This window comes from Alienimonas chondri (assembly GCF_013036045.1).
Classification (GTDB): domain Bacteria; phylum Planctomycetota; class Planctomycetia; order Planctomycetales; family Planctomycetaceae; genus Alienimonas; species Alienimonas chondri.
The window spans coordinates 1-10943 of record NZ_WTPX01000154.1; the positions used below are offsets into that span (position 1 = coordinate 1).

Consider the following 10943-nt stretch of genomic DNA (forward strand, 5'->3'; position numbering starts at 1 on the left):
GGCCGGGGGTGAGGGGGCTGAAATCGCTCGGTTGCCGTTCAAGGTTCCCACGCTCTTCTGCGGTGTCGTTCGCCGCTCTATGAAGAGCGCTGTTGAGGGTTCGCCACCCTCACCCCCGGCCCCTCTCCCTGAGGGAGAGGGGAGCAAAAGGACGCGCTCGACTTTTAAACGCCGCCGCTACGAGTCGGCGATCTCCTCTTCCAACGTGCCGTCGTCGAAGCCGGGGCGGATGAAGGTTCTCGCGGCGGGGAACGTGCGGTCGATGGCGGCTCGCAGGCTGGCGAGGCGGCGTTGGAAGTCGGCGATCTCCGCGGCAAACGCCTCCCGGCGGGCGGGGAACGCCGCGGGGAGCACGTCCCGCAAGACCGTCCAGCCGCCGAACGCCCGCTCCGCGGCGATCAACGCCACCTTGGCGCTGCCGGCCCGGTCGCGGGCTCTTCCCCTCGCATCGGCGCGGGCGGCTCGGTGGAGCTTCGGCCCCAACTGCACGCCGTACCAGCGAATCACATCCAAGGCATCTGACGGAGCGACGCCGCTGGGGTGCACCGCGGCGGCGTCGCAGGCGATCTGGGCCGCCTCGCCATGTTCCCGCAGCCATTTCAGCAGATCGACCGCCAAGTCCCGGGCAGCGAACGACAGCGGGTCTGCCGGTTCCTCGCCCTCATCCCACTCCGCGGCCCCGTCCCAGTCGTCCGCCTCGGCGGCTTCATAGATGGAGGTCGCGGCGGGCCCCTCGCCCTCCCAGAGTTCATCCACGGTGGCGGCGTCCGATTCGTGCAACTCGCCGCGGGCGTCCACGCCGTAGACCGTCTTCAGCGCTCGCCAGAAACGGGCGCGGCGGTCGGCGTCGGTGTCGGCGGGGTCGGCCAGATCGCCCAGTTCCAACTCGAAGGCCCGCAACCGGCAGCGCCCCGCCAGCGGGCAGCGTTCGCACCAGCGATCGCAATAATCCGAGACGCCTTCGATGTACGGTCCGCCGGGGCCGTGCGTGGGGGCGGCGTCGGTCTCGGGCGGTTCCATCGCAAACAGTTTAGGACGGAACGGGTGGAAGGTCGCAGGGGGAAGGGTGCAGGAGGGACGAACCAGCGCCCATATCAACCCGAAGCGTCAGCGAGGGATCCGGCGTGCGCAGCACGTCAGCCTGCGGCCGACGCCCTCGCTGACGCTTCGGGTTGGTGGATCCCTCTGTGTCGCTCCGCACTGACTCCAACTTCCTTCCACCTTCAACCTTTCCCCTTCAACCCACGTCCATCACGGATGGAACCAGAACACGAGGGCGAAGAAGAGGTACATCCCCAGGAACATCGCCCCTTCCAGCCAGTTCGATTCCCCGTCGGACAGGGCGTTCCCCGCGATCAGCACCGCCGCGGCGAGGCTTAATAATTCAAACGGACTGAACTCCAGCGTCATCAACTCGCCCGGTCCCCAGCCGTGCATGAAGCCGCTGGCGAAGACCAGGACCGGGGCGACCAGCAGGGCGACTTGAAGACTGCTGCCCATCGCGATCTGGAAGGACAGCTCCATTTTATTCTCCCGGGCGACCCACACCGCGACCATCCCTTCGGCCGCGTTGCCGACCACCGCGACGACCACCACGCCGAGGAATAATTCGCTGATCTCCAACGTGCCGCTGTCGCGGAACAGGTCGATGGCGTGCACGAAGGCTTCGGAGAGATACGCCACGCACAGCGTCGCTCCCAGCAACACGCCGGCGGCGACGGCGATTGACCATTCGGGGGCTTCGTGTTCCGCTTCGTCCGACCGCAGCAGGAAGCGGTGCGTCCGCAGGCTGAAGATGAGCATGAGGACGTAGAGCGTCAGCAGGATGCCGGCGCCGGCGATGCTGATTTCGTCCGTGTATTGCGCGGCGACTTCCTGAAGGCTCTCGCCTTGAGCGGCGTCTTCAGCGACCTCTGCCGCCGCCTCCGCTTCCACGCCGGCGAGCGAGGGATCGAGGTCCGGAATCACCGCCGCCAGATGCACGAGCGCGGGGACGGTCAGGATCAGCAGCGTGACCCACAGCATGCCCATATTGGCGTGGGCGCCGGTGCGGTTGAACCGCTGCGTGGGGTACTTCGTCCCGCCGTAGACCATCGCCGCCCCCAGCACCAATAAGAGGTTGCCGAGGATCGACCCGGTGATGCTGGCCCGCACGACCTCATACAGGCCCGCATTCAGCGCGAACAAGGCGATGATGAGTTCCGTCACGTTGCCGAACGTGGCGTTCAACAGGCCGCCCCACAGCGGGCCGGCGTAGAGAGCGACCTCCTCCGTCGCTTTGCCGATCAGCGTGACGGTCCCCAGGATCGCCATCGCCGCGGCGATAAACAGCCAGGTGGCCGTCGAGGGCGCCTCGTGGTCCGCGGCGAACTGGAAGTAGAAAACGAGCGGCAGCCCGATCGCCAGCAGCAGACCGAGCTTCGGCAACGTCTGCCAGAACGGCCGCGTGCGGTGCGGAACGACGGGTTTACGATCCGCAGGGGAGCGGGGGGCGTCAGCCCCCTGAGTCGCCGGGCGAGAGGCGTCGGCGCCCGGTGCATGATCGGCGGGGGGCGGTGCGTGCTCGGCCATGAAACGTGTGTCCGTTTTCATGAACAGCGTGTCCAGCGAAGCGGCCGGGGGGCGTCCCCATCCGAACGCGGGACACCCGCCCGATCCGACCGCGAGAAACCCGCCCGGGGGACGCAACTCATTTTTTGGGTTCCGGCAGCGTCGAATTGCCTCCGCGCACGGTTGACGCGGCGGCGACGGTCGTGCAGAGTGTTCCCATCGGCGGCCTACCGTCCCGCGAGTCCGCGGGAGTCACGGCCGGCCCCACTTCAAGTTTTCTGTGCGTGTGGCGATGGCTGAAGGTGTGATCAAGCGGGTGACCGATAAAGGCTTCGGCTTTATCGACGCCGGCACCGGCAAAGACCTGTTCTTTCATATGAGCAACCTCGACGGCGTTCGCTTCGAGGAGCTCTACGAAGGCCAGCAGGTCGAGTTCAACCAGGGCGAAGGCCCGAAGGGACCCCGGGCCGAGAACGTCCGCCCGATCGGCTAAAGCCCGTCGTCTTCGGACGACCGCTTCCCCGAACGTACGGATCGGCCGGGTCTCCGTGTTTCAGTCTCTCGACGGACACGCTCCCGGTCCATAGACTCTCCGCCCCGCGTCTCCCGGTTCGTCCGGTGCGATGCGGGGCGGTCTTCGTTTGACCCCGCTCGGCCTTCCGAGCCGGTTCCGGCGAAGCGCAACCCCGACGATGCATCGTCCCGGCGACGCACGTCGGAACCGACCAGAACGCCTCGTTCCCCTCCCACCGGTCTCGCAACGGTTCGCCGTTCGCCGGGCCTCCCCGTAACTTTTCGGCGGCACGACCCGCCGTCCGAACCCCAGGCTGTTGATGTTTCGCTGTCAGAACTGTGGCACCGTCGTTCCCCCGCGGACCAAAACGCGGTCGGCGATCGTGCAGCGGCGCCCGATGGAATACGAGGAACGCACCGCTGAGGTCCAGGGCCGCCGCGGCCGCGCCCGCACCCGCGTCATCGATCGCGGCGGATTCGGCCACGAGATCATTCGCGAACTGAAGATCTGCCCGGCCTGCGCCGACGTCCTCGAAGAAGCCCCCATCCCGGAGAAGCCGGTGCGGGAGGTCTTCGACGACGAGGATTACGACATGGAAGACTCGGACGACGATTCCGAGTCCGACGACAACTGACGCTCCGCGTTTGTTTCAACACGCCCGGCTCCCTGACGGGAGCCGGGCGCTTTCGTGCGCGGCGCCGGCCCTTCGCGGTCGCGGTCCAGCGCGTTCCACGAATGACTGCGGCGCTCCGTGAAGTTCGCCGTGAGCCCGAAGCGCAAGCGAGGCTCGGAACCGCCCCACCTCGCTTGCGCTTCGGGCTCACAGACCGGCGCTACACTGATCCATCGGACGCACTGTCACATCGGCAACCGGCGGCTTCCCCCGCCGGGGCGGGCGGGGCGTGGATCAAAAGAAGAAGTTGACGGACAGGATGTGATTCATCCCGTCCGTGCCGCCCTGAGCGTTGGTGAATTGGTTCAGGTAGCCGATCTCCGTGCGGACGGGGGCGTCCGCGGTCGGTTTGTAGCCGACTCCGAAGAACGCGCGGTTCTGGTCGAGCCCGGCCCGCGGGCCCCACTCCGCGTCGTTGAGGTTGAAGAACGCTTCGTTCCAAGCGATCAGGGACCACTCCGGGCGGTGCGGGCATCCCGCGTCCAGGATCTTCTGGACGCGGGCCAGTTGCCGCCAACGGAGCGCGACGTCGCCGCTCCCTTCGATCGTTCGCTGCTCGAATCGGCTGCGGTGTAGGAAGCGGTAATCTCTGGCCGAAGGGGACCACGTCCACTGCTGCCAGTACCGGTGCTCGTTGATGTCGTCGGGGGCGGAGTCGAACCCGCCGCGGCTGATGGGTTGCGTGTTGACCCAGGCGTAGCCGGCCCAAAGGGTCTGGTCCTCGGTGATCTTCCGGCCGAAGCCGGGGCGGATGATGCTCTGGTTGAACCCGTCGGCGTCGTCCCGCAGCCGATAATGTCCGTCGAACCAGTAGAGCCAGGGGGTGGACCCCTCGTCCGAGAAGTCGGCCTCGCCGTTGGTGAGCGCGGCGAACCACAGCCCGGTGTCGTCGAGCGTTTGGGCCTCGGCGGAGCGGGACGAAACGAGTCCCGCCAACAACAGCGAGGCGGTCACGATCCCCAACCGCCCGAAGTACCACTCCCTCATCGTTTCGCCTTCCCTGGCTGAACGTCGCGAACTCACACTGGTTCAGAGGTTCGGCTGACGTCCGCCCCGGCGTGAGCGAACCTCGATGCGTCCGCTCCGGCCCGGCGGGGCGGGGGCCGGTCGTACGGACGGGAGCGTTGAGCCGGCGTCGTCCCGGGGGCGGCGTCGGGGAATCTGCCCGCCGACTGTTTGTCGGCCCTCGGGTAGGACTGCCGCGGCGTCGCGCTCGCGCCGCCGCCCCGATGTCCGTCTCGAAAGGTCGTTCCCATGCGCGCAATCGTCTATCGAGACTACGGCGGGCCGGAGGTGTTGCAGCTCGCGGAACGACCGGAGCCGGAGTACGGCGGCGACGAAGTCCTCATCCGCGTGGCCGCGGCGAGCGTCAACCCAATCGACTACCGCCTTCGCAAAGGCGAGATGAAATGGCTGCTGCCGGGCGGCTTCCCCCGCATCCCCGGCTATGACGTGGCCGGAACCGTCGTCTCCGCCGGCGAGCGGACGACCTTCCAAGAAGGGGACCGGGTCGTGGCGTTCCTCGATCACCTCTACGGCGGGGCGTCCGCGGAGTTGGCCGTCTGCTCCGCGAGCAGCATGACGAAGATCGCCGATGCGATGCCCTTCGACGAGGCCGCCGCGATCCCGCTGGCCGGGTCCACGGCGCTGCAATCATTGCGGGATCACGGCGAGTTGCAGGCCGGCGAACGGGCGCTGATCAACGGCGCCAGCGGGGGCGTCGGCGCGTTCGCCGTGCAGATCGCCGCGGCGTACGGGGCGATCGTCACCGCCGTCGCCAGCGCCGAGAACGAGCAGTTCGTCCGCGACCTCGGCGCCGCGGAGTTCCTCGACTACGCCGCGACCGACTTCGCGAAGACGGATCAAACCTGGGACGTCGTGTTCGACGCCGCGGGGAAAAGTTCGTTCGGCGAAGCGAAATCCGTGCTGACGGACGACGGCCGCTACGTCTCGACCGAACCGAGCCTGAAGGGGGCCGCGGTCTCGCTGATCACCTGGCCGCTGGAGCGGCAGGGAACGATCATGCTGGCGAAGTCGCGGGACGAGGATCTCCGCGAACTGCTGTCGCTGTACGACGCCGGCAAGTTGAAGGTCGAGATCGCCCGCCAGTTCCCCCTCGCCGAGGCCGCCGCGGCTCACCGGATGATCGAGGAAGACAGCTTCCGCGGAAAGTTGATCCTGACGGTCGAGGCGTGACGGCAGCCCGAGGCGCGAGCCGAGGCCGAGTGATGGGGTCCACGTCGCACCACCTCGGCTTGCGTCTCGGGCTGCCGCGCTTGTTCCAGGCGAGCGGGGGGGCGCTCACTCCGCTTCGCAAAGCGGGACGATCGGGCTGGTCGAGTCCATCAGCGCTCGCAGCGTGACTCCGGCGAAGGCCGCTTCGGTCGCGGCGTACGCCTTATCGAGTTCCGCGTGCAGCGGGCAGAGTTCGGTGTGCGAAGTTAGTCCGAGCGGGCATTCGCGGATTCGCTCCACCGGCGAGACGGCGTTGACCACGTCGAGAATCGTGACCTCCTCCGGCGCCCCGGCGAACCGGTAGCCGCCGCCGGGACCGGGGCGGGAGGCGATCAACTCCGAGGCGGCGAGACTCTGCAACACCCGGTGCAGGTAGCGCCGCGGCACCTTCGTGCGCTCCGCCAGCGCATCGGCCGACAGCGGATCGCCGTCGGCCAGACAGACGACCGCGCGCAATGCGTATTCGGCGGTTTTCGACAGCATGGGGCCATTCTTCTCGGCGCGCGGGAAACGTACACCTTGACGTGTACGAATAATCTGCACAGATTGGTGCAGGTCTCCCGCGTCGGCGTTCGTGCGACGCTCGGCGGGGGACCGTTCCCCCGCCGAGACGCTGGAAACACAGGCTACGATGGACCCGCGCACCCTCCAAATCATTCGTGAGATCACCCCCGCCGTCGCGGAGCACGGGGAGACGATCACGAAGGTTTTCTACGACCGGATGTTCGCCGCGAACCCGGAGGTCCGCCGGTTCTTCAACGCGGCTCATCAGCATTCTGGCGGGCAGCAGCGGGCGTTGGCGTCGGCGATCTACGCCTACTTTCAGAACATCGACAACCCGGCGGTCCTCGGCCCGGCGGTGGAACTGATCGTTCACAAGCACGCCTCGCTGGGCGTGAAGCCGGAGCATTACCCGATCGTCGGGAAGCACCTGCTCGACGCCATTGCGGAGGTGATGGGCGACGCCGCGACGGACGAAGTCCTGGCGGCCGTCGGCGAGGCGTATGCCTTCCTGGCCGATCTGATGATCGCGGAGGAGCAAAAGCTCTACGCCCAGCAGGCCGCCGCCCCCGGCGGATGGGCCGGCAAGCGGACGTTCGCCGTCGACCGCGTGGTCGAGGAGAGCGACGTGGTCTGTTCGTTCTATCTGAAGCCCGCGGACGGCGGCGCCACGCCGGAGTTCCTGCCGGGGCAGTACCTCACGCTGCACCTCGATCACCCGACCACGCCGACCTCCCCCCGGAACTACAGCCTGTCGGACCGCCCAGGACAGGATCATCTGCGGATCAGCGTGAAGCGGGAGCCGAACCTGTCTCCCGAGGCGCCGGCGGGTCTCATCTCGAACCAACTGCACGACGGCGTGCGGGCGGGGGACACGCTGGAGATCGGCCCGCCGTGCGGCACGTTCACGCTGGACCCGGCGACGCGAGATTCGGCGACGGGGGACGAGCGGCCGGTGGTGCTGCTGGCCGGCGGAATCGGCGTCACGCCGCTGCTGTCGATGGCGAAGGCGTGGGTCGCCCGAGGCGTCAAAGCTCCGCTGTACCTCCTGCAGGCCGACCGCAACGCTCGGACCCGGGCGTTCGCCGACGAGATCGCCGCGCTGGCCGAGGGGAACGACCACATCACGACGCGAGTGCGGTACTCCGAACCGATCGACGGCGACCTCGACGAGCCGGGGGCGGACGCGGGGTTCGTCGACCGCGACCTGCTGAGCGAGTGGGCGCCCTGCGACGAGGCGGACTTCTATCTCTGCGGCCCGGCGGCTTTCATGCGGAGCGTGGCGGGCGAACTGGCGGCGCTCGGCGTCCCGGCGGAGCGGGTGCATTACGAGTTCTTCGGCCCGAAAGCGGAGATCGCCCCCGCGACCGCCGGCTGTCCGTTTGCTGCGTGACCGGCGGGGAACGGCCGGGCGACCACGCGGGGGCGGCGTTCCGTCGGCTCACTCCGTCGTCAGCTCACTCCGTCGTCGGCAGGCGGCCCATCTTGCCGGTTTGGAAGTCCTGAATCGCTTCGCGGATCTCCTCGCGGGTGTTCATCACGAACGGCCCCTGACCGACGACCGGCTCGTTGAGCGGGGCGCCGGTCAGGACGAGCACGCGGGCGTCCGTTTCCGCCCGCAATTCGACGCCGTCTCCCTCCCGATCGAGCAACGCCAACTCGACGGCGCTCATCTCCGTCTCGTTCACGCGGGCCGCGCCGTTCTGCAGAATCAGCAGGGAGGTATGCCCGGCCGGTAGGGCGAGGTCCACGGCGTGCCCGGCCTTCACCTGCAGATCCCAGACGTTGATCGGGGTGAAGGTCTGGGCGGGGCCGTTCGATCCCGAAAACTCCCCGGCGATGATGCGGGCGACGCCGGCGTCGTTCGGCAGCGGGACGCGAGGGATCTGGGCGTCGACGATCTCCTGATAGCCGGGGGCGGCGTTTTTATCGGCCGCCGGCAGGTTCACCCAGAGTTGAACCATCTCCAGCGTGCCCCCCTCCCGCGTGAATCGCTGGCTGTGAAACTCCTCGTGCACCAGCCCGGAGCCGGCGGTCATCCATTGCACGTCGCCGGGACCGATCGACCCGTGGCTGCCGCTGGAGTCCCGATGTTCGAGTTCCCCCTGATAGACGATCGTGACGGTCTCGAACCCGCGGTGCGGATGCACGTCCACGCCCCGTTTTTTCTGTGCCGGGGCGAACTCCTGCGGTCCGCCGTAGTCCAACAGCAGAAACGGGTCGAACGCGGCGCCCTCCGCATACGAGAACAGGCTTCGCACCGGGAACCCGTCGCCGACCCAGTGTTGCGGCACGTTCCGCACCAGTCGCTCGATCGATTTCATCTCGCTGTCGCCTTCGTGGGAGTGCGTGCGGATTGAAGACGTGAGGGAGCCTGCTCTCAAGGCCTCTCATGCTTCAACGCATGATAGACGACCGCGAGGTTCCGATCAGTCGGCAGGCCGCCAGTGACCAGGGCCAAGCCCGTCCATCAAGGCACCCGTCGCCCCGCCGTCGACGGTCCGATCGCCTCGGCGCCGCGGGAGCGGCGCACGAAAAACGCCCGGCCGATCGGCCGGGCGTTTGCGAGTCGGGATGACAAGATTCGAACTTGCGGCCTCTACGTCCCGAACGTAGCGCTCTACCAGGCTGAGCTACATCCCGTGTTTCAATCCACCGCTTCGCCGTCGGGTCGGCGGGCGGGGGCGGAGTTTGGCGAACCGGGTTGAGAGTGTCAACGCCGGCTTCACCGTCAGGTTTGGGGCGACCGCCTCGGTTGAGGCGATCGCTGTCGTCACGCTGACCGTCGCAACCCGTTGTGTCGCGGTCGGCCGGCGGTACGATAGCCCGACACCGCCGACCGGCCGCAGGTTCGCCCGCGCGCCTCCTCGGCTCCCACCGGCGCCCGGATCGATCAGGCGCCGTCGTCCCCCCCGGTTTTTCGTAGGATGCCCCGGATGCTTCGCTCCGTGTTCGTTCGCTCCCTCGCCGCCTCCGCGTTCGCTCTGACGTTGGGCGCCGTCTCCGGCGATTCGGCCTCCGCCTCGGAATTCAACGAGGTGCTCGACATCGGCGACAAGGCTCCGTCGTTCGAGAACCTGCCCTCCGCCGACGGCAAGAAGCTGTCGCTGGCCGACCTCAAGGATCAGAAGGCGATCGTCGTCGTCTTCACCTGCAACCACTGCCCGGTCGCCCAGGCCTATGAGGGCCGCATGAAGGCGTTCGCCAAGGAATACGCGGACAAGGGCGTCTCCGTGGTCGCGATCTCCGTCTCCACCGAACCGGAAGACGCGCTCCCCGAGATGGCGGAACGGGTCAAGGCGGAGGGCATCAACTACCCCTACCTCCGCGACGAAACGCAGGCGATCGGCAAGGCGTACGGCGCCTCCGTCACCCCGCAGTCCTTCGTGCTGGGACCGGACCGCACGGTCCGCTACATGGGCGCCTGGGACGACAGCTGGCGGGCCGCCAAAGCCCCGGAAGAGACCTACGTCCGCGACGCCGTCGATGCGGTCCTCGCCGGCAAGGACGTCGCCGTCACCGAGAAGCGGCAGGTCGGCTGCGGCATCGTCTACGAGTGATCGCCTCGCGATCCGTCCTGCTTGAGCTTTGTTAGCCGTCCTCTTGAAGAGGACGGCTAACTGATTATCCCGACCTCCGTCCGATCGCCCTCCGATGCCTCGCTTCCCGTTTGCCCCGTCGCTCGCCGCGGCGTTCGTTCTCGTTCCGCTGACGCTGACCGGTTGCGCGGACAGTTCTCCCTACGACGAAGAGAGCGTCGAGGCGACGGAAGGCACGGCGCCGCTGCCGGACGGCGCGGTGAATCGCTCGCTGGACCCCGGCGACGCCGGCACGGTCAGCGGTCCGGACACGGCCAGCAGCGCGGAGCTGGACGGCGACGCGACCCCCGAAGCGGGGGCGATGAACGCCGAACCCGTCTCCGCGACCCCGGTCAGCTACGAGGAGTTCCGCACGCTCATCGACGAGGCTGACGGTCCGGTGCTGGTCGATTGCTGGGCGGACTGGTGCCAGCCCTGCCGCGAAGCATTCCCGCACACCGTGGCCCTGGCCGAGAAGCACGCGGACGACGGGCTGACGGTCATCTCCCTCGCCTTCAACACCGAAGAAGAGCAGGCCGCGGTCAATGAGTTCCTGACCGAAGTCGGCGCCGGCGCCCTGACGAACGTGCGGACCGACGACGGCGGCGACTCCGAGCCATGGGAAGCGTTGGGCGTCTCCGCCCTGCCGACCCTGATCGTCTTCGACGCGGAGGGCAACGAGGCCGCCCGCATCATCGGCGGCGGCCCGGACGCCGAAGCCGAACTCGACGCCGCCGTCGCCGACTCGCTGGAGGGCTGACGTTCGACGCGCGTTTCGCACTCCGTAACGCGGAGGGTCCGCAGACCCTCCGCGTTACTTATTTGAGGAGCGAGGAGCGTTGCATGTACTCCCCTCTCCCCTTTTTTGGGGGAGAGGGGCCGGGGGTGAGGG

11 protein-coding genes and 1 tRNA gene are annotated in these 10943 nt (G+C 67.9%); 6 read left to right on the forward strand and 6 right to left on the reverse strand.

Going from position 1 to position 10943, the window contains the following annotated elements; all coding sequences use genetic code 11:
* Positions 1 to 177 precede the first annotated feature (177 nt).
* The gene (locus LzC2_RS17665; protein WP_171189346.1) at positions 178 to 1020 is read right to left on the reverse strand and encodes a hypothetical protein; all 843 of its coding nucleotides are present in this window, start codon (positions 1018 to 1020) and stop codon (positions 178 to 180) included.
* A 231-nt stretch (positions 1021 to 1251) separates the two neighbouring features.
* Entirely contained in the window at positions 1252 to 2571 is a 1320-nt protein-coding gene (gene cax, locus LzC2_RS17670) for a calcium/proton exchanger (protein ID WP_171189348.1), read from the reverse strand.
* A gap of 271 nt (positions 2572 to 2842) precedes the next feature.
* On the opposite strand from cax, the gene LzC2_RS17675 reads away from it, so the two are divergent.
* The gene (locus LzC2_RS17675; RefSeq protein WP_171189349.1) at positions 2843 to 3043 is read left to right on the forward strand and encodes a cold-shock protein; all 201 of its coding nucleotides are present in this window, start codon (positions 2843 to 2845) and stop codon (positions 3041 to 3043) included.
* Positions 3044 to 3383: 340 nt separating this feature from the next.
* On the forward strand, positions 3384 to 3698 hold the full coding sequence (locus tag LzC2_RS17680; RefSeq protein ID WP_171189351.1) for a hypothetical protein: 315 nt from the start codon (positions 3384 to 3386) through the stop codon (positions 3696 to 3698).
* Between the two features lie 273 nt (positions 3699 to 3971).
* Here LzC2_RS17680 and LzC2_RS17685 read toward each other — a convergent pair whose 3' ends face one another.
* On the reverse strand, positions 3972 to 4724 hold the full coding sequence (locus LzC2_RS17685; protein WP_206678778.1) for a DUF2490 domain-containing protein: 753 nt from the start codon (positions 4722 to 4724) through the stop codon (positions 3972 to 3974).
* A 267-nt stretch (positions 4725 to 4991) separates the two neighbouring features.
* On the opposite strand from LzC2_RS17685, the gene LzC2_RS17690 reads away from it, so the two are divergent.
* Complete coding sequence (locus LzC2_RS17690; protein WP_171189353.1) at positions 4992 to 5933, forward strand: NAD(P)-dependent alcohol dehydrogenase; 942 nt, start codon at positions 4992 to 4994, stop codon at positions 5931 to 5933.
* A gap of 105 nt (positions 5934 to 6038) precedes the next feature.
* Here the strand turns inward: LzC2_RS17690 and LzC2_RS17695 are convergent, their stop codons facing one another.
* Positions 6039 to 6455, reverse strand: a complete 417-nt coding sequence (locus LzC2_RS17695) for an Rrf2 family transcriptional regulator (RefSeq protein ID WP_171189354.1) — start codon at positions 6453 to 6455, stop codon at positions 6039 to 6041.
* Positions 6456 to 6603: 148 nt separating this feature from the next.
* Here LzC2_RS17695 and hmpA point away from each other — a divergent pair, with 148 nt between their 5' ends.
* Positions 6604 to 7866: an NO-inducible flavohemoprotein gene (gene hmpA, locus LzC2_RS17700; RefSeq protein ID WP_171189355.1), complete on the forward strand. Its 1263-nt coding sequence runs from the start codon at positions 6604 to 6606 to the stop codon at positions 7864 to 7866.
* Between the two features lie 64 nt (positions 7867 to 7930).
* Here the strand turns inward: hmpA and LzC2_RS17705 are convergent, their stop codons facing one another.
* Positions 7931 to 8797 carry a pirin family protein gene (locus tag LzC2_RS17705; protein ID WP_171189358.1) on the reverse strand — a complete coding sequence of 289 codons (867 nt, stop codon included), beginning with the start codon at positions 8795 to 8797 and terminating at the stop codon, positions 7931 to 7933.
* A gap of 245 nt (positions 8798 to 9042) precedes the next feature.
* Positions 9043 to 9116: transfer RNA gene (locus tag LzC2_RS17710), tRNA-Pro, on the reverse strand.
* Between the two features lie 293 nt (positions 9117 to 9409).
* On the opposite strand from LzC2_RS17710, the gene LzC2_RS17715 reads away from it, so the two are divergent.
* Together LzC2_RS17715 and LzC2_RS17720 are read left to right on the forward strand one after the other, a co-directional pair.
* Positions 9410 to 10033: a thioredoxin family protein gene (locus tag LzC2_RS17715; RefSeq protein ID WP_171189359.1), complete on the forward strand. Its 624-nt coding sequence runs from the start codon at positions 9410 to 9412 to the stop codon at positions 10031 to 10033.
* A 94-nt stretch (positions 10034 to 10127) separates the two neighbouring features.
* Positions 10128 to 10811, forward strand: a complete 684-nt coding sequence (locus LzC2_RS17720; RefSeq protein ID WP_171189361.1) for a TlpA family protein disulfide reductase — start codon at positions 10128 to 10130, stop codon at positions 10809 to 10811.
* The last annotated feature ends 132 nt before the right edge of the window (positions 10812 to 10943 follow it).